Origin of the sequence: Streptomyces botrytidirepellens (assembly GCF_003721215.1) — a bacterium.
GTDB lineage: Bacteria > Actinomycetota > Actinomycetes > Streptomycetales > Streptomycetaceae > Streptomyces > Streptomyces himastatinicus.
On sequence record NZ_RIBZ01000832.1, the window covers coordinates 1 to 17,048 of the forward strand.

17 protein-coding genes and 3 pseudogenes are annotated in these 17,048 nt (G+C 69.5%); 14 read left to right on the plus strand and 6 right to left on the minus strand.

The genetic code is table 11. From position 1 onward, the window contains the following. Window positions 1–804 precede the first annotated feature (804 nt). On the plus strand, window positions 805–1,401 hold the full coding sequence (locus EEJ42_RS43115) for a hypothetical protein (RefSeq protein ID WP_148082216.1): 597 nt from the start codon (window positions 805–807) through the stop codon (window positions 1,399–1,401). 101 nt (window positions 1,402–1,502) lie between these two features. Here EEJ42_RS43115 and EEJ42_RS43120 read toward each other — a convergent pair whose 3' ends face one another. The 3 genes and pseudogenes from EEJ42_RS43120 to EEJ42_RS43130 form a co-directional block, all read right to left on the minus strand. Next, window positions 1,503–2,003, minus strand: coding sequence for a hypothetical protein (locus EEJ42_RS43120; protein ID WP_246097748.1), 501 nt, complete (start codon window positions 2,001–2,003; stop codon window positions 1,503–1,505). A gap of 21 nt (window positions 2,004–2,024) precedes the next feature. Beyond that, a pseudogene (locus EEJ42_RS43125) lies at window positions 2,025–2,431 on the minus strand (transposase); the annotation flags it as partial. Window positions 2,432–2,641: 210 nt separating this feature from the next. Further along, window positions 2,642–2,787, minus strand: a pseudogene (locus EEJ42_RS43130) (phosphotyrosine protein phosphatase); the annotation flags it as partial. A 216-nt stretch (window positions 2,788–3,003) separates the two neighbouring features. Between EEJ42_RS43130 and EEJ42_RS43135 the strand changes: the two are divergent. From EEJ42_RS43135 to EEJ42_RS43185, 12 genes are all read left to right on the plus strand, one after another. Further along, window positions 3,004–3,771: an IclR family transcriptional regulator gene (locus tag EEJ42_RS43135; RefSeq protein ID WP_123107590.1), complete on the plus strand. Its 768-nt coding sequence runs from the start codon at window positions 3,004–3,006 to the stop codon at window positions 3,769–3,771. Window positions 3,772–3,871: 100 nt separating this feature from the next. Next, window positions 3,872–4,321, plus strand: a complete 450-nt coding sequence (locus tag EEJ42_RS43140) for a carboxymuconolactone decarboxylase family protein (RefSeq protein ID WP_050800077.1) — start codon at window positions 3,872–3,874, stop codon at window positions 4,319–4,321. Further along, a complete protein-coding gene (locus EEJ42_RS43145; RefSeq protein ID WP_123107591.1) occupies window positions 4,318–5,286 on the plus strand; it encodes a VOC family protein in 969 nt (322 codons plus the stop codon). The genes EEJ42_RS43140 and EEJ42_RS43145 overlap by 4 nt, the downstream gene beginning before the upstream one ends. Before the next feature lie 5 nt (window positions 5,287–5,291). Continuing rightward, complete coding sequence (locus EEJ42_RS43150) at window positions 5,292–6,107, plus strand: sugar phosphate isomerase/epimerase family protein (RefSeq protein ID WP_246097746.1); 816 nt, start codon at window positions 5,292–5,294, stop codon at window positions 6,105–6,107. A 74-nt stretch (window positions 6,108–6,181) separates the two neighbouring features. After that, the gene (locus EEJ42_RS43155) at window positions 6,182–7,528 is read left to right on the plus strand and encodes an MFS transporter (RefSeq protein WP_123107593.1); all 1,347 of its coding nucleotides are present in this window, start codon (window positions 6,182–6,184) and stop codon (window positions 7,526–7,528) included. Between the two features lie 9 nt (window positions 7,529–7,537). After that, window positions 7,538–7,993 carry a type II 3-dehydroquinate dehydratase gene (gene aroQ / locus EEJ42_RS43160; RefSeq protein ID WP_123107594.1) on the plus strand — a complete coding sequence of 152 codons (456 nt, stop codon included), beginning with the start codon at window positions 7,538–7,540 and terminating at the stop codon, window positions 7,991–7,993. Next, window positions 7,990–8,280: a Gfo/Idh/MocA family oxidoreductase gene (locus EEJ42_RS50480; protein ID WP_148082217.1), complete on the plus strand. Its 291-nt coding sequence runs from the start codon at window positions 7,990–7,992 to the stop codon at window positions 8,278–8,280. Before aroQ ends, EEJ42_RS50480 begins: the two co-directional genes overlap by 4 nt. Then, entirely contained in the window at window positions 8,277–9,176 is a 900-nt protein-coding gene (locus EEJ42_RS43165) for a shikimate dehydrogenase (protein WP_221179489.1), read from the plus strand. Before EEJ42_RS50480 ends, EEJ42_RS43165 begins: the two co-directional genes overlap by 4 nt. A gap of 10 nt (window positions 9,177–9,186) precedes the next feature. Continuing rightward, a complete protein-coding gene (locus EEJ42_RS43170; RefSeq protein ID WP_123107595.1) occupies window positions 9,187–10,092 on the plus strand; it encodes an acetaldehyde dehydrogenase (acetylating) in 906 nt (301 codons plus the stop codon). Further along, a complete protein-coding gene (gene dmpG / locus EEJ42_RS43175) occupies window positions 10,089–11,120 on the plus strand; it encodes a 4-hydroxy-2-oxovalerate aldolase (RefSeq protein WP_123107596.1) in 1,032 nt (343 codons plus the stop codon). The genes EEJ42_RS43170 and dmpG overlap by 4 nt, the downstream gene beginning before the upstream one ends. After that, entirely contained in the window at window positions 11,117–11,905 is a 789-nt protein-coding gene (locus EEJ42_RS43180) for a 2-keto-4-pentenoate hydratase (protein ID WP_123107597.1), read from the plus strand. Before dmpG ends, EEJ42_RS43180 begins: the two co-directional genes overlap by 4 nt. Beyond that, window positions 11,902–12,666 (plus strand): 2-keto-4-pentenoate hydratase, encoded by a 765-nt coding sequence (locus EEJ42_RS43185; protein WP_123107598.1) that lies wholly within the window; start codon window positions 11,902–11,904, stop codon window positions 12,664–12,666. The genes EEJ42_RS43180 and EEJ42_RS43185 overlap by 4 nt, the downstream gene beginning before the upstream one ends. Before the next feature lie 168 nt (window positions 12,667–12,834). On the opposite strand, the gene EEJ42_RS43190 is transcribed toward EEJ42_RS43185, so the two are convergent. The 3 genes and pseudogenes from EEJ42_RS43190 to EEJ42_RS43200 all read right to left on the minus strand — a co-directional run bounded on the left by EEJ42_RS43190 (window position 12,835) and on the right by EEJ42_RS43200 (window position 14,424). Beyond that, on the minus strand, window positions 12,835–13,452 hold the full coding sequence (locus EEJ42_RS43190; protein WP_123107599.1) for a hypothetical protein: 618 nt from the start codon (window positions 13,450–13,452) through the stop codon (window positions 12,835–12,837). Window positions 13,453–13,561: 109 nt separating this feature from the next. After that, a pseudogene (locus EEJ42_RS52070) lies at window positions 13,562–13,713 on the minus strand (IS5/IS1182 family transposase); the annotation flags it as partial. Between the two features lie 123 nt (window positions 13,714–13,836). Continuing rightward, complete coding sequence (locus tag EEJ42_RS43200) at window positions 13,837–14,424, minus strand: ankyrin repeat domain-containing protein (RefSeq protein WP_246097744.1); 588 nt, start codon at window positions 14,422–14,424, stop codon at window positions 13,837–13,839. A 1,012-nt stretch (window positions 14,425–15,436) separates the two neighbouring features. Here EEJ42_RS43200 and EEJ42_RS43210 point away from each other — a divergent pair. Next, entirely contained in the window at window positions 15,437–16,642 is a 1,206-nt protein-coding gene (locus tag EEJ42_RS43210; RefSeq protein ID WP_123107602.1) for an NAD(P)/FAD-dependent oxidoreductase, read from the plus strand. Window positions 16,643–17,048: the final 406 nt, after the last annotated feature.

Genomic DNA, 17,048 nt, shown 5'->3' on the forward strand with positions numbered 1-17,048 from the left:
CACACCAGCCTGCGACTGCCGCGCCCCGCACGCGGCAATCAGATTCCGGTCACTCTTCCTCGACGATTGGGAGGCCCGCGCCCGGCGCGGCCGCGCCCCGGCAGCCGGTCGACCGGCTGAAGGTCGGCCGTCGCTCGGTCCGCCGGAGCGCCACCGGCGGCGTCTACGACCTGAAGGTCGCCACGCGGGTGGGGGTCGACAGGCTGCGGAACCCGGCACACCCCCACCGCCGTCCTGGCCGTACTGCGGGCATGGCGTCGGCCCGGCCACCGACCTTGTCGGCTGCCGCGGTATCCACGTTCCCGGCCACACCATGTGCCAGGCGCGATTCTCCGGTACCGCCTGGTTCGACAGGGCGCAGTTCTCCGGCACTGCTCGGTTTGACGAGGCGCAGTTCTCCGGCACCGCCCAGGGGTGGTGTTCGGCCTGCCGGTGACGGTGGAGGTTGCGGCGAGGTAGGTGGTGTGTGAGCGGACGCGGTGGGAATCGACGGCGACCGTGCGCCTTCGGTACGCGGCCGTGCTCGCGCCGCTTGCCGCTCCAGGCCGAGGCGGTTTTTTGTTCCATTGCGATGGCGTGACGGCTTTTCAGGTTCGGTCGATCGCCGAAAGCACACGGACGTCCCACCAGAAAGGGAGCCTATGCCACCCGCTCCCAAGACTTCGGCTTCCGGAAGCGAGGTCTCCGCCCGCCCTTGTCCGCTCCTGGCCCATTGTGGATCATGATCTGACGAGCATGATCGGGCCGCGGTGGCGCGGTACACACAACGGGGATGAGCGAATGAAGCGCAGGTGGAGCGCCGCCGTGGCGACCGTGGTGATCGTTACGGGGGTGGGGGGCTGTTCCGGGGGAGATGGTGAGAAGGCCGTCGGCCCTGCGTGCGACAAGGGCAGCTACGAATGGTTCAACGTCTCCCGGCAGTCGGTCCTGACCGACCTGGGTCGGACACGCCACTACGACAAGGGGCAGAAGGTCAGCACCAAAGATGTCCGAGAGGTCGCCCGTTACACCAAGTCCGTCCGGACAACAGGGGGCAAGCTCTCGCAGCGGCGGGTGATCCACTCCCTTGCCCGGCATCTCAAGCTGCCCGCCGACGAGCTGGCCGGCGATGTCAACGGGTCGTCGGCCAGGACCACCGCCAATGACCGCTCGAGCTATGGCCTGCACGAGGCGGAGGCGTCCGATCGCTATGTCCCCGCCCGCGCCGCCACTTTGGTCGAGGCCGATTTCCGGTACCGCTGCACGGGCCGGGGCAGGGCCGCATCGGGCCACGTGGTGACCTGGCAGTCGCTCGAGGTGGGCGCCGTCGCCTGTGGGCGAAAGCCGGAGAAGGGGCTGAGCGACGGGGTGCGCGAGGCCGCGCGGCTGGGGTGCCGAGCGGGGGATCCCGCCGCGGCCTGAGGAAGCCCAACGGCGTGCGGGGACGGGCTGCGGCACCCATTCCCGCCACGGCCAGACGGAGTGCCTTAGTGGGCGGTTCGTAAGGTGATGTCCGTTTCTGGCTAAGGCGGAGTAAGGCCGCTGGTGGAGGTTGTGTCGGCTATTGGTTCCTGGCGAAGTTGCCGGTGTCGGCCTCGGTGAGGATCCCGAGTTTGACCAGGCGTTTCAGCGTGGCGCGGGTGCCTTTCGACGTTCTTCGGCAGCAGTTCGTGGCCGAGGGCTTCGCAGGCGTCCTTGGCCCGTAGCGGCCCGGTCGCGTGGTTGAAGGCGGCGAGGATGCGGGGGTAGTCCGGGTGCTCGGGCAGGTCCGGCGCGACGGTCGAAAGCCGGTCGGCGAGGCCGGTGACGGTCTTGCGGGTGATCGTGAGGTGCTCCAGGTGCATCTCGGCCTCCCGCAACCGGGTCTTCAGGCGGTCGATCTGTGCGTGGAGGTCGTCGGCCAGGGCCCGGGCGGCGTCTTCCTGGAGGTCCAGGGCATCGAGCAGGGGCCGGATGTTCACGCTGCCACCGCCTGCGCCGTGCGCCAGGTGGGGGGCGTTCGCGCCGGTGAGGCGTCGGGTCATGACGTGGGTCATCGCCCAGTAGGGCACCCGCTTGGCCGGATCGTGGCCACTCGTGGCGGTAGGGACCCGGCGGCCACATGGACACTCTGGGTGTCCAGGACCACCAGGGCCGGGTCCTCTAATCGGCGGGCGCGTTCACGGACCTGGCAGCGCAGGAGTTCATGGATGGCCTGGTCGGTTCCGTCGTCCCGCCAGGCGGCGAAGTAGTAGTAGGTCGCGCTCTTGGGTGGCAGGTCGTGCGGGAGATAGGCCCACTGGCAGCCGGTCCGCCCCTGGTAGAGGATCGCGTTCACGATCTCCCGCATGTCGTAGGCGCCTTGGTGGCCGCTGACCGAGCGGTGCCGGTCCTTCCATGCGGTGATCACCGGTTCGATCAACGACCACTGCTCGTCCGATAGGTCACTCGGATACGGCTTGCGTTCACTCACCCGATCACATCACCAGATCAACACCCGCGGACCGGCGGATTCCGCCCCGCCGCCACACCATCAGGCGACAGAAGATCCCATCAAAGACTCACGAACCGCCCACTGAATGCGCAAAGCCATACGCATGCCCTATATGTCACCAAGCGAAATCGTCGGTGCCTTGGCCTCACGTGCGTCGTTGCTGCCGGGCATGGCGCTCAGCCCTCCGGCCTTCGCGTCGATCTCGGCGATCAGGGATTCGATGTGCTTGTGGATCTCGTCGCGGATGGGGCGGACGGCCTCGACGCCCTTGCCCGCCGGGTCTTCGAGGGCCAGTCGAGGCACTTCTTGCCGGGGAAGACCGGGCCCCGCGTACCGCTGCGGGAATTCGTCATGCTTGCGCCGGCCGCATCCCTGCCCAACCCAGTCTTGAGCGAGACTCTGGACACCAGCATCACCGCAGCATTCCAATGGACCCGCCGGCTGCTCGCAGCTGGAACACCCACCTATGGCGAGAGCTGCGGGTGACGCGGGTCTGTCCAGTGAACGGCGTTTCTGGAGATGCCCGGGTTCAAGCGGTGAACGGAGGGACCATGGCCGAGATTCCGGGGCGCTCAGTAACGAGCAAGGTCGTCGCGCTTTTCGACGCCTTCGGCCCTGACTCCCCTGAGCTCACCCTCAACGAGCTCAGCGCCCGCACCGGGCTGCCCTTGTCGACGGCGCACCGGCTGGCCACCGAGCTCGTCGCGTGGGGCGGACTGGAGCGCTGTGACGGTGCCGGCTACCGGGTCGGGCTACGCATGTGGGAGCTCGGATCGCTCGCCCCTCGTGGCGAGTCGCTGCGCGACGTAGCCCTCTCGGTCATGCAGGACCTGTTCGAGGGGACCAAGGAGAACGTTCATCTCGCCGTCTGTCAGGACAGTCAGGCGCTTTACATAGAGAAGATCTCCGGGGCCGGTGCGCTGCTGGTGAAGTCGCGCCGCGGCGGGCGCCTGCCGCTGCACGCCACCGGGGTCGGCAAGGTGCTGCTGGCTCATGCGCCCAAAGAGGTGCAGGCCAATGTGCTGGCGGCACCACTGGCGCGCTTCACCCGGCACACCATCGTCGAACCCGGCCGGCTCGTCCGGGTCCTCGACGACGTACGCGGCACGGGCGTCGCCTTCGCCTACGAGGAGCTCACACTGGGGTCACTGTCGGTCGCCGCGCCCATTCGAGACGCCTCGGGAGCGGTTGTCGCGGCACTCGATGTCGTCCTGCACACCACTGGTGGACGCCCGGAACGGCTGGCGCCCGCCGTACGCACCGCCGCCATCTCTATTTCCCGCTCGCTACGTGACCAGCAGATTCGCTCCCATCCCTGACTTTTCCGCTCTGCGTTCCCGTTCAACGGGAACGCAGGCTTTCGCCACACCTGCCGCAGCCACGACTGTGACCCTTGCCACCGAAACGGGAAGGTCACCCATGACTGGCAGTACACCGGACGCCGAGGGCGCGGTCCCCACCACGGAGCAGCAGCACGAGATCGACCATTACCTGCAGACTTACCGCGAGATGGCGGGCTTCGTGCCACCGCGTATCCAGGCCCGTTTCGACAGCCTGGGCCGGACGAACCCAGAGCTGCTGCTCGCGCAGGAGAAGGTCCGCAACCTCGTCACCTACACCGATGTGCTGGATCAGAAGACCGTCCAGCTGATCCTGTTCGCCGTGCTGGCGGTGCAGCTGCGGGACGCGGCGAAGATCCACGGACATGCGGCCCGGCGGGCCGGGGCGAGCTGGGAAGAGCTGCAGGCTGCGATCAACCTCGCCTACCTCTTCGGTGGGGTCTCGATCGCCAATCACGCGCCGTCCATCCTGGAGGGCGTCGCCGAGCTGGAAGCCAAGGCCATCGCTGAGGAAGGCACGGTGCGATGAGCAGCCGCCCGGAGCCGATCTACGACATCGCCCAGCTCGGCCACGCCGAGCTGCTCACGCCCCGGCTCGAGGAGTCCGTCGCGTTCTTCACCGAGGTCTACGGGCTGACCCTCGTCGGCGAGGACCCCGGTCGGGCGCACCTGCGTGCCTGGAACGACGACATCCTGACCTCACTCACTCTGACGGGCGCCCCCGAGGCCGGTCTGGGCCACGTGGCGTGGCGGACGACCAGCCCGCAGGCCCTCGAGCGACGCGTCGCCGCGCTGGAGAAGCACGGCGTCGAGGGCACCTGGCATGACGGCGACTTCGGCCACGGCAAGGCCTACCGCTACACCGGCGTCGGCGGGCATATCCAGGAGGTGTACTTCGAGACCGAGAAGTACGTGCCGCCGCCCGGCGAGGCGCCGGCCCTTCCGAACCAGCCGCAGCGCTTCGCCCCCAAGGGCGCCGCTGCTGCGCGCATCGACCACATCAACCTGCTGGTGCCGAACGTCGCCGAGGCGAGCCGCTTCCAGCAGGAGGCCCTCGGGTTCAAGCTGCGTGAGCGGCTCGCCCCCGCCGGAGGCGACGAGGTCGGCGCTTGGCTGTCGGTCATGACGAAGGCCCACGACCTCGCGCTCACGAAAGAACCCGCCCCCACCACCGGACGGCTGCACCACCTGGCCTACGCCGTGCCCGAGACCTCGGATGTGATCCGCGCGGCCGACGTCTTCCTCGAGAACGACGTGTTCATCGAGTTCGGTCCCGCCAAGCACTCGCGCACTCAAGGTTTCTTCCTCTACGTGTACGAGCCCGGCGGCAACCGCGTCGAGGTGTTCACCGGAGGGATCCACATCTTCGCGCCGGACTTCGAGACCGTCACTTGGGACACCGAGTCGAAAGGCCGCGGCACCGCGTGGGGCCTGGGCGTGCCGGAGTCGTTCCACACCCACGCGACCCCGCCGTTCGGAGGGGCGCCCGCGTGACCGGGATGACCGCGAGCTACGTGACGCTGCACGGGGCCGGGTTCACCGATCCCGCGCGCACTCCTTTCGCCGCGCGGGCCGCCGCTGCCGCGAGGGCGGGATTCACCGGAATCGGTGTGCAGTTCGCCGACCTCGCGGCGCACGGCGGGGTCGGTGCCGTGCGCACCGTGGCCGCCGATACCGGGCTCGCCGTCACCGAGGCCGAGTTCCTTGGTGGGTGGGCGCTCGCCGAGTCGGTTGCGGCGCCGTCGGACGCCGAGATCACGCTCGCTGAGGCTGCGCGCGCCTGGGGGCCGCTCCGGGTCACCTCCGGCGAGTTCGCCGCCGGACCGGCCGATCCCGGACGCGCGGCCGACCGCCTCGCCGAGCTGGCTGCCCGGTTGGCCCCCCTGGGCGTCACCCTGGCGGTGGAGGCATTCGCCTGGGGCGCCCTGTGCGACTATCCCGCGGCACTCGACGTGGTCCGGCGCAGCGGGGCGCCGAACGCGGGGGTGATGATCGACATCTGGCACTGGTTCGCCACCGGTGCCGACGCCGCCGTGCTCCACGACATCGACGCCCGGGAAGTCGCCGGCGTCCAGCTCAACGACGGTCCCCGGGTCCGCCCGGACGACCCGGACATGCTGCACAAGGCCCGTTCGACCCGGTTACTGCCGGGCAGGGGTGAGCTCCCCGTCCGTGCGCTGGTCGCGGAGCTCCGCAACCTCGGCTACACCGGCCCCTGGTCAGTCGAGGTCAACGATCCGTGGTTCCGCGCCCTGCCGGTCGACGAGGCCGCCCGGCAGGCCTTCGCCTCGGCCACCGCCGTTCTCAACGGCTGATCCGCGGCCCTCCGGTCGCCCCGGCGTGAATCCGTCACAAAATCCAGCTCGAACCTGACACAAGGAAGTGTCTCGTGTCCCATACGAAGACAACGGGCCAAACGCCCCGGAAGGCCGCGCTCGCGTCGTTCCTGGGCAGCATGGTCGAGTATTACGACTTCTTCATTTACGGATCGGCGTCGGCGCTGGTCTTCAGTCATGTGTTCTTCCCTGACGCCGGCGCGGCCACCGGCACGCTGGCCGCGCTGGCGACCTTCGCGGTCGCCTACATCGCCCGGCCGATCGGCTCGTTCTTCCTCGGCCACTTCGGCGACCGCATCGGCCGCAAGCGCGTCCTGATCTTCACGCTGGCCACCATGGGCGGTTCGACCTTCCTGATCGGCTGTCTTCCCAGCTACTCCGTCATCGGCGTCTGGGCACCGATCCTGTTGGTGCTGTGCCGCGTGGCGCAGGGGTTCTCTGCCGCAGGCGAGCAGAGCGGCGCGAGCTCGATGACCCTCGAGCATTCTCCCGAGGACAGGCGCGGCTACTTCACCAGCTTCACTCTCTCCGGGACCCAGGCCGGGCTGGTCGTGGCGACACTGGCGTTCATCCCGGTCGCGGCCCTGCCGACCGAGGCCCTCTATTCCTGGGGCTGGCGGGTGCCGTTCTGGGCCAGCGCGGTGGTGCTGATCGTCGCGATGATCGTGCGTCGCACGCTGGAGGAGCCGCCCGCCTTCGAGGAGATGAAGGAGAGCCAGGAGATCGTCAAGTTCCCGCTGATGGTCTTCATTCGCCACTACTGGGGCTCGTTCCTTCGGATCGTCGTCTGCCACCTCTACGCCACGATCTCCACCACTGTGACCGTGTTCGGCCTGGGGTACGCGGTGGAGCAGTGGAACATCTCGCGCTCCTCGATGCTGTGGACGATCGTGATCTCCAACATCGGCCAAGTCGTGACGATCCCGTTGTGGGCCAAGCTGTCGGACAAGATCGGCCGCCGCCCGGTGTTCGCCGTGGGCGCCCTGGGCTGCGCCGCGTCGGTGTTCGTCTACTTCTGGGCCATCACGACCTCGAACTGGTCACTCGTCGTGCTCGCCTCGGTCCTGCTGGGCTCGGTGTGCTACGCCGCGCCGAACGGCGTCTGGCCGTCGCTGTACGGGGAGATGTTCGATGCCCGGGTCCGCTACACCGGCTTGGCGGTCTCGACCCAGTTCGCAAACGTGCCCCAGGGCTTCCTGCCCACCATCGCCGCGCTCATGATCGGCACGGGTGCGTTCGGCTGGGTTCCGCTCGCGATCCTGCTCGCCGTGCTCTGCGTGCTTGCCGCGGCGGCGGCCTTCGCAGGCCGCGAGACCGCCCACGTGCCGTTGAAACACCTGGGACGCACCTCGCGGACGACCGCAGCGGCCCCCGCAGCCCGCGTGACCACCACCTTGTGAGGAGCCTCCATGCGGCACGGCCGCCTGCTGATCCTGAACGGCCCGAACCTGAACATGCTCGGGACCCGTGAGCCCGCCCTCTACGGTGCCGACACCCTCGCCGACGTCGAGCGGATCACCGCGCAGCGCGCAGAGACGCTCGGATACACAGCCGACTTCTTGCAAAGCAATTGGGAGGGCGCGCTTGTCGACCGGCTCCACGAGGCGCGCGGGGGTACGGACGGCGTCGTGATCAACCCGGGTGCGTTCACCCACACGTCCGTGGCGTTGCGTGACGCGCTGCTCGCCTCCGAACTGCTCATCGCCGAGGTGCACATCACCAACGTGCACAAGCGCGAGGAGTTCCGGCACCACTCCTACGTCTCCGACATCGCCGAGGCAGTCTTCGTCGGAGCCGGGATCCAGGGCTACGTCTACGGGGTCGAGGCGCTGGACCGTGCCCTCGTACGGAGGGAAGCCCTATGAGCGCGCTGCGGACCGGCATCATCGGAACCGGGATCTCCGTCAACCACGCCGCCGCGCTTCAGGCGATCCCCGGTGTCGACCTGGTGGGCGTCGACGACATCGAGCCCGACCGTGCAGCGGCCTTCGGCGCATGGTTCGCAATTCCGCGCCACGCCCCGGACCTGGAGAGCGTCCTGGCGTCCGGACTGGACGCGGTGACGGTGCCGGTCACCCCGCGTTCCGCGGTCGCCACGATCCGAGTGATCGAGCCCGTGCTCGCCTCGGCCGACCCCAAGGGGGAATCGTGACGACTCTGCTGACGGGCCTGATCGGAAGCGGGATCGGGTTCTCGCTGTCCCCTGCGATGCACGAGCGGGAGGCTACGGTGCTCGGCCTTGAGCTGCGCTACGACCTGTGGGACCTCCACGCCCTGGGGGCCTCTCCGGACGATGTCGGCGACCTGCTGCTGCGAGCCAGGGATGCCGGCTACCGGGGCCTCAACATCACCCATCCCTGCAAACAGCTGGTCCTCGCGCACCTGGACACCCTGTCCCCTGACGCGGCAGCGATCGGCGCGGTGAACACCGTGGTCATCAGTGAGGACGGCTTCGCGGGCCACAACACCGACTGGACCGGCTTCCGGCGCGGCCTCGTCGACGGGCTCGCGGGCGCCCCGCTGGACCGGGTCGTCCTCGTCGGCGCGGGCGGGGCGGGCGCCGCGGCAGCCTACGCGCTGCTCGACCTGGGTACTGAGCGACTCGACGTCGTCGACACCGACCCGGACCGGGCGGCTCGCCTCGCCGCCGACCTCGACCCGTACCGGGTCCGCGGTGGCAGACTCACCGAGCTCCCGACGCTGCTCGCGAACGCCCACGGGGTCGTGCACGCAACCCCGGTCGGGATGGCTGATCACCCCGGCCAGGCAGTGCCCGGCAACTGCCTGCGGCCCGACCTCTGGGTCGCCGAGATCGTGTTCCGGCCGCTCCACACCGCTCTGCTCGCGGCCGCCGCCGAGGCGGGCGCGGTCTTCCTCGACGGCGGCCGGATGAACGCCCACCAGGCCGCCGATGCCTTCCGGCTGTTCACCGGCCTGGAGCCGGATCCCTCGCGGATGTACGCCCACCTGCGCGAACTCGTCGCCCCTGAAGTTTCCCGCGCTCCGCTGAGCGGGGCGCTCTCTCCCAACCCGATCGAGAGGATGTGACGGTCCCACCATGGGGCAGCAGAAGATCCCGGCGGCCATAGTCGGCCCCGGGAACATAGGCACCGACCTGCTGGCGAAGCTCGCCCACAGCCAGGTGATCGACGTCCGGTATGTCGTGGGCATCGTCGAGTCCGACGGTCTGGCCCGCGCCCGCGCCCGTGGCATCGAGGCCAGCGCGGAGGGGGTGGACTGGCTGCTCCGACAGGACCCGCTCCCGCAGATCGTGTTCGAGGCGACCTCGGCCAAGGCCCACGCCGCCAGCGCCCCGCGCTACGCGGAAGCGGGCATCCAGGCTGTCGACCTCACCCCGGCGCACCTGGGGCCCATGGTCTCGCCGGCCGTCAACGGCGCCGACCACATCGCGTCGCCCAACATCTCGATGATCACCTGCGGCGGCCAGGCCACCATCCCGATCGTGCACGCCGTCTCCCGGATCACACCGGTGCCCTATGCGGAGATCGTCGCATCCATCGCGTCCCGCTCGGCGGGTGCGGGCACCCGGGCGAACATTGACGAGTTCACGCACACCACCGGGCAGGCCGTGGCCGAAGTCGGTGGCGCGACCCGTGGCAAGGCGATCATCATCCTCAACCCGGTCGAGCCGCCGATGATCATGCGCGACACCGTGTTCTGCATGATCGGCGACGAAGCCGACCGAGCAGCGATCACCGCCTCGGTCCACGAGATGGTCGCCGCGGTCCAGGAATACGTGCCCGGCTACACGCTGCGTGCCGAGCCCCAGTTCGACGAGCCGACCGAGGCCTGGGGTGGGCACGCCCGGGTCGCGGTGTTCCTCGAGGTGAAGGGCAACGGCGACTACCTGCCGCCCTTCGCCGGGAACCTCGACATCATGACCGCCGCGGCTGCCCGGATCGGCGAGCTGATGGCCCGCGCCAAGCTGGAGGTCTCCGTATGACCCGCCCCGTGCTGCGCGACGACGTCCGCATCATCGACACCACCTTGCGCGACGGCAGCCACGCCGTGGCGCACCGCTTCACCGAAACCCAAGTCCGCGACACGGTCCGCGCGCTGGACGCCGCCGGGATGGAGTGGATCGAGGTCAGCCACGGCGACGGCGTCGGCGGTTCCTCATTCGCCTACGGTTTCTCCGGCACCGACGAGATGAGCCTGATCAACGCCGCCCGCGAGGAGGCCCGCCGGGCGAAGATCGCCGTCCTGCTGGTTCCCGGTATCGGCACGGTCGACGACCTCAAACGTGCCCACGACGCCGGCGCCGAGATGGTCCGCGTGGCCACCCACTGCACCGAGGCCGACGTCTCGCCGCAGCATTTCGCCGTGGCCCGGGAGCTGGGCATGGAGACTGCCGGGTTCCTGATGATGGCTCACAAGACCGGCCCGGAGAACCTGGCGAAGCAGGCCCGGATCATGGTCGACGCCGGCTGCCAGGCACCGTACGTCACCGACTCCGCCGGCGCTCTGCTCATGGACGACGCACGCGCTCGCTTCGAGGCCCTGGTCGCCGAGGTCGGTGACGAGGCCTGGGTCGGTTACCACGGTCACCAGAACATGGGGTTGGGCGTCGCGAACTCCGTGATCGCGCACCAGGCCGGCGTCCGCTACATCGACGGCTCACTGTGCGCGCTCGGCGCCGGCGCGGGAAACTCCCCCACCGAGGTGCTCGGGGCGGTGTTCGACCGGCTCGGCGTCGCGACCGGGCTCGACGCCGGGCTGCTGCTCGACGCTGCGGAAGAGGTCGTCCGGCCGTACCTGAGCCGGTGGCCGAAGATGGACCGAAACGCGATCGTGCAGGGCTGGGCAGGGGTCTACTCAAGCTTCCTGCTGCACGCCGAGCGCGCAGCCGAGCGGTACAAGGTCCCCGCGCACGCCATCTTGCGCCGCTGCGGCGAGCGCGGCTACGTCGGCGGCCAGGAGGACATGATCATCGACATCGCCATCGCGCTGGCCGAGGAGCAGACCACATGACCGATACGACGGCCAAGGCCCACGCTCTCTACGAGGCCCGGCGCACCCGTACCGCGATCCCGCCGTTCACCGACGCCGAACCTGGTCTCGGCATGGACGACGGCTACGCCATCCAGCAGGAGCTTGTGCAACTCCTGCTCGCCGACGGTGATCGGGTCGTGGGGCACAAAGTCGGGCTCACCGCTGCCCCGATGCAGAAGGCGCTCGGCATCGACACTCCCGATTACGGACCGGTTCTGGCCTCCACCCTCTACCGCGACGGGGACGCGGTCCCGCTCGACGCGTTCGTGGCACCCAAGGTCGAGGCCGAGATCGTCTTCGTTCTGGGCGACCGGCTCGAGGGCCCGGGTGTCACCGTCACCCAGGCCCGGGCCGCCATCGCCGGTGCCGTGGCCGGGATGGAGATCATCGACTCCAGGATCGCGGACTGGCGGATCAAACTCGCCGACACCGTCGCCGACCTGGCGTCGAACGGCGCCATGGCCACCTCGAGCCGCATCGTGCCTCTCGATGACGGTCCGAACAGCTGGGATCCCCGGCTGGCCGGGATGGTGCTGACCCGCAACGGCGAATTGGTCGACACCGGCGCCGGCGCCGCCGCGCTGGGAGACCCGGTCGCCGTCGTCGCGTGGCTGGCGAACACCCTGGGCGAGCACGGGGTTGCCCTGGAGCCCGGGCACCTGATTCTGACGGGCGCGCTGCACGCGGCCCTTCCCATGAACCCGGGCGACGTGTTCCGGGCCGAGTTCGACCGGCTGGGCCCGGTGACGGTGAGGATCGCATGAGCGTGAACGTAAGCGAGTTGGCCGCCCGGCTGAGCAAGGCCGTTGCGGATCGCACCGCCATCCCCAAGCTGACCGACGAGTTCCCCGAACTCGACATCCCCACCGGTTATCGGGTGCAGCGCGAACTACGGTCCGCGACCGGACAGATCGCCGGCTGGAAGCTCGGCCTCACCTCACGTGCCAAGCAAGCCCAGGTCGGAGTGGACAGCCCGATCTACGGCTTCCTGCCGGCCACGGGGGCAGTGGACCTCGGCGAGCCACTGGACACCTCGGCGCTCATCCAGCCTCGCTGCGAGCCGGAGATCGTGTTCACTCTGGGTCGGGACCTCAAAGGCCCGCACATCACCGCGGCCGATGTCGTCGCCGCGTCGTCGGGGGTCGCCGTCGGTATCGAGGTCCTCGACTCCCGATTCGTGGACTACGGCTTCACCATGGCCGACGTTGTCGCGGACAACACCTCGGCGAGCCGATTCGTCGTCGGGGTGCCGGTCACGACGCCTGGGGTCGACCTGCGCCTGGTGGGCGTCCTCCTGGAGAAGAACGGTGAGGTGGTCGCGACCGCCTCCGGAGCGGCGTCGCTGGGCCACCCGGCAGCCGCGGTCGCCTGGCTCGTCCGGCAGCTCGCCGCCGAGGACGAAGGCCTGGCCGCCGGGCAGATCGTGCTCTCCGGCGGACTCACCGCCGCCGTCCCGGTCAGGCCCGGGGATGTCGTCACCGCGACCATCGATCGCCTCGGCTCAGTAGAGCTGGGTTGCCGGTGACCCAACGCTGCAAAGCGTGGGCCCCGCTTGCGGTCAGGCTTTTCGGTGAAGACACCTGCTGTGGGATCCGCGGGACCGGATCCCACAGCAGGTCCCGTCATCGACGGCCGTTACGGCAGGTCAGCTGGGGGCATGCGGGGCCCACGTGCCGGGCCGCCCACTTAGAGGTCATCTGGAAGGGTGCCTTCTGTCGCGCCGGCGCCCGAGGGTTTCCTCGATGGCCTGCTCAATGAGGTGGGTCTTCCGTATCGGGGAGCCTCTCTTGATCAGCGCACTCACCCGCTGGGCCTCTTCGATGGTCGGCAGGAGACCTACCAAGAGGTGTGGTAGGAGCAGGCGGCGGGCAAGGACTTCGTTTTCGGAGGTGACCTGTGGCCGACGCACGACCGAGACGTTGACCCGGATGGCGTGCTCGTTGCCCTGAGGGACACCTGGCCGGTCCGTCTCGACTGCGGCATAGCGGAAGCCGTGAGCAAGATCGCATGCGGAGCAGCCGAGTGTACCGCGGCTGAGTCGGTCACCGCATTCGGAGCAGACCAGCCTGTCGAGCGCGGCATCCACTACCCGCCAGTCGTGACGGTCGGGTTCGGCCGCCACCATCTCGGCAAGCGCCGCGGCTTCCTGCGAGCCGCTGGCATCCCACTGGCGCAGAAAAGCAGACCATTCGTCTTCCAGGATGCCGTCCACCAGCTCGCGGCACGCGGTGCAGGCGGGTGCACCGCTGTACTCGTATCCGCCGCATTCGGCACAGCGGCGCAAAGCCGCCCCGACCGCGGGACTTGCCACGGGCCTTCCTCCCTTCGGCGCCGGTACGGCACGGAAGACGACGACCGGCAATCGCGTTGCACACTGCCCTGGCGAGTTTCTCCTGCTGCGCCTGGACGGGAGAAGCGGTTTACGGCCTCGGTGCTCCCAAACGGCGGTAGCAGATGAAGGCGCGGGATGGCGGCGAAGGCCAGGAAGTGCTCGGCCTTGCGTTCGTAGCGGCGGCACAGGCGGCGGCAGCCGCCCAGCCACGACTGTGCGCTCGATCGTCCAACGGTGCCGGCTCGGTGAAGACCGTCAGCTTGCGGTCGAAGTTGGCGGCGTGGGCGATCCGGTAACGGGGGCAGGTAGGGGGAAGCTGAGCGGCCGCCCGCTACTCGTCGGTCACTCGGCCTTCGTGGGGCGTTACGGGGCGGGCGGAGGGGGTGGCGGTACGCGCGGGGATGCGATCTTGGACCAGCCTTCAGGTGTTACCCGGTAGTGCTCCCCGTCGTCGGCGTCCATCCGTGAGTGGATGTGCACGTACAGATGGTTCTCCTCCAAGCGGTAGGTGACGCCGCCCATAAGCCCGAAGACGGTGAAGACGATCTCTACGGCTGGTCCTTCCGTCAGTGGAGCCAGTGGCGGCAGCAGGTGTTCGGTCTCTTCGAAGCAAGGGCCGACTCTCTCCCATAGCAGCGAGTGGAAGCGGTGTTCCAGCATCTCGGGAGGGGAGGGGAGTCGCCGCACCACGACCGGCTCCAGGAGGTCCAGCAGATGCGTGTGCCCCTGCTGCCGTGCGACGTCCACGGCGCGCCGCCCGTCTCGGGCGCGCTGCGTGCGCCAGGCGCCGTGCGCGAGCAGCCGCGAGACGACAGCGAAGTCCGCGCCGTGCCAGGCCGCTTGGTGCAGCGGGGCGAACCCGCTGCGGTTCCCGATCCGGGGTAGGTTGACCCGCTCCGGATGCTTTCCCAATTCCTCGAACAGGCCGCTCCAGTCAGCGTCCCGAGCCATGTCCGAGAGCCTGTCCCGCTCCTTCCGGTACCACTCGTTGAATCGCTCCCGGTCGGTGAGGGCGCCCCATTCCATCCATGTCCTGATCACCCGGACACGCTAGCCCGCCCCGCCGGGGCCACGCCGGGCCGGCACTCCGGCACTCGCTTCAGCCACCCGAGCTGCCCGCGGTCCGCGCCGCGGAATCAGTGCCTGCCGATATGCTGCCGGGCAGCGGCAGGACGCCCACGCCGCACGCCAGGGTCGCACAGCACCCACGCTGCCCGGCAGACGGGCAAGGACTCCCGGGGCAGTGCGGCGCGGGCTCGCGGAGTTGTACCGGCACAAGCGAGGCGTTCGTCAGTCGTGTGTCTTTCATCGTCGTAGGCCCTCCACGCTGGTGGCGAGGAGTCGTTCACGCAGGTCGCGTACGGCTGGGTGGCTTCGTGGGGTGCTGCTTCGCGGGCCAGGTCCAGGAAGCGGCGGCGAACCCGGGTGGAATCCACGGCGCTGCCCACGGCGAGGGCTCGGCGGCCTGCGTCGCAGGCGGCGTCGTGCTCGTGGTTCATTACTCGGCGGGCGCCGAGCTGATGGAAGATGCGCAGGAGAAGGTCCCGCTGTCTCGGCCGCTGGCGACGCTCCACCAGGAGTCCGCGGCCACGACCTGATCCGCATGCTCTCCCGGGACGGCAAGCCGACCGGGCTGCGTGACGCGTTGTCCCACTGTCAGAGCCGGAACGGACGACAGAGTTGGTGCGCTGCGTCGGCGGCCTGGGGGATCCTGACGCTGCGGTCCAGGTACCGGCTGACGGGCGCCGCCAAGGCCTCGCCTCCGTTCTCGGCCAGCCACTGGTGTCACCGGCTTCGCGACGGCGACACCGGCCGAGCAGGTGATGGTGCCGACAACGCCCCAGCGATCAGGACCGGAGTCGGTCCAGGCGGCCACGCCTGTGGAGTGATCTGCCCCACATGCTGTCACAGGGATCGATGACGCGGTGTCTTGTGCCCGAACCGCTTCAACGAAGGAGACACAATGGCAGAGAACACCGATGTGGTCGTGATCGGCGGCGGATACGCCGGCGTCATGGCGGCCAACCGCCTGACGCAGCGCGGCGACGTGACCGTGAGGCTGATCAACCCGCGCCCGACCTTCGTGCACCGGGTCCGCCTGCACCAGCTGGTGGGCGGGACCGACGCCGCCGTCGTCGACTACCAGGAAGTCCTGGCGGAGGGCGTCCGGCTGGTGGTCGACAGCGTTACGCGGATCGACGCGGCCGGGCGCGGTGTGGAGCTGGCGAGCGGTGGTGCGGTCGGCTACGACTACCTGGTCTACGCGGTGGGCAGTGGCAGCGCCGACTCGCGAGTGCTCGGGGCGGCCGAGTTCGCCTACCCGATAGCCGGCCTGGAGGAGGTGCAGCGGTTGCTGCCGGTACTCGATGCCGCGCCCGCATCGGCCGCGGTGACGGTGGTCGGAGCCGGTCCGACGGGCATCGAGACCGCCGCCGAGCTGGCGGAGCAGGGCCGCAGCGTGACCCTGGTCTGCGGTGGGGTGCTCGGGCCGTACTTGCACCGGCGGGGGCGACGTTCGGTGGCCGGGCGGCTGGCGGTGCTCGGGGTGAAGGTCGTGGAAGGCCCCGACACGCAGGTGACGGCGGTGACGCGTGATGCGGTGCGGCTCGCTGACGGCCGGGAGCTGTCGAGCGCGGTGACCATCTGGACCGCCGGCTTTGGCGTGCCGGACCTGGCCGCGCGCAGTGGGCTGAGCACCGATGCCCTGGGACGGCTGCTCACGGACGAGACGCTGACGAGCGTGGATGACGAGCGTATCGTCGCGGCCGGGGACTCGGCGGCGCCGTCGGGCCTGCCGCTGCGGATGAGCTGCCAGGCTGCGATGCCGCTGGGTGCGCGGGCCGCCGACACGGTGCTCAGCCGGTTGACGGGGGAGCAGCCCGAGACCCTCAACCAGTCGTTCGGAGCGCAGTGCATCAGCCTGGGCCGGGGCATCGGCATCTTCCAATTCGGCAACAGGTCCGACGTCGCGGTGTGGTTCCACATCGACGGTCGCCTCGGCGCGAAGATGAAGGAGGCGGTGTGCAAGGGCATCGTGAAGCACCTGGCCGATGAGGCGCACAAGCCCGGTGGATACAGCCTGCACCGCATGAAGGGAGGCGCCGGGCGCCAAAAGGCGCTGGAGGCCATGAGCGCCGAGGCGCCGGTCGGCGTCGAACGGGTTTCCTAGGGGGACGCTCATCGATCAGCTGGCCGGGGTGGACATCACCGCGCTGCACGACGAGCGCGGGGCAGCCCTTGACCAGGTCGCCACGGCGACACTGCGGGGACTGCCCTGGGACGAGTCGCCCGGTCCCAAGCCCGCTGTCGACCTGACGAAGGCCCTGGAAGACAGCATCCGTCGGGCACAACACGATCGGCGGCAGCCGGCTCCGCTCGACCGCGGTCAGCCGCGTGCGAGGTGTTGGGCTAGGCACGCCGTACACGCTTCGGTCCTCGCGCACATCGTGTTGTGAACCTTGATGTGAATGGTTGCCTCCCGGCTGGGACGGCACAAACCGCGTTGGTCCGGCATAGTCGAAGATGCGATCCATCCGTGCAGAGGCCGGGCGGCCGGGGTGCGTCCCCGGCCGCCC

Coding starts and splice junctions, on each gene's coding strand:
- EEJ42_RS43170 (WP_123107595.1), top strand. CDS start 9,187: ATGGGGCAGCAGAAGATCCCGGCGGCCATAGTCGGCCCCGGGAACATA.
- EEJ42_RS43200 (WP_246097744.1), bottom strand. CDS start 14,424: ATGGCTCGGGACGCTGACTGGAGCGGCCTGTTCGAGGAATTGGGAAAG.
- EEJ42_RS43185 (WP_123107598.1), top strand. CDS start 11,902: ATGAGCGTGAACGTAAGCGAGTTGGCCGCCCGGCTGAGCAAGGCCGTT.
- EEJ42_RS43145 (WP_123107591.1), top strand. CDS start 4,318: ATGAGCAGCCGCCCGGAGCCGATCTACGACATCGCCCAGCTCGGCCAC.
- dmpG (WP_123107596.1), top strand. CDS start 10,089: ATGACCCGCCCCGTGCTGCGCGACGACGTCCGCATCATCGACACCACC.
- EEJ42_RS43210 (WP_123107602.1), top strand. CDS start 15,437: ATGGCAGAGAACACCGATGTGGTCGTGATCGGCGGCGGATACGCCGGC.
- EEJ42_RS43150 (WP_246097746.1), top strand. CDS start 5,292: ATGACCGCGAGCTACGTGACGCTGCACGGGGCCGGGTTCACCGATCCC.
- EEJ42_RS43180 (WP_123107597.1), top strand. CDS start 11,117: ATGACCGATACGACGGCCAAGGCCCACGCTCTCTACGAGGCCCGGCGC.
- EEJ42_RS43135 (WP_123107590.1), top strand. CDS start 3,004: ATGGCCGAGATTCCGGGGCGCTCAGTAACGAGCAAGGTCGTCGCGCTT.
- EEJ42_RS43140 (WP_050800077.1), top strand. CDS start 3,872: ATGACTGGCAGTACACCGGACGCCGAGGGCGCGGTCCCCACCACGGAG.
- aroQ (WP_123107594.1), top strand. CDS start 7,538: ATGCGGCACGGCCGCCTGCTGATCCTGAACGGCCCGAACCTGAACATG.
- EEJ42_RS50480 (WP_148082217.1), top strand. CDS start 7,990: ATGAGCGCGCTGCGGACCGGCATCATCGGAACCGGGATCTCCGTCAAC.
- EEJ42_RS43120 (WP_246097748.1), bottom strand. CDS start 2,003: ATGACCCGACGCCTCACCGGCGCGAACGCCCCCCACCTGGCGCACGGC.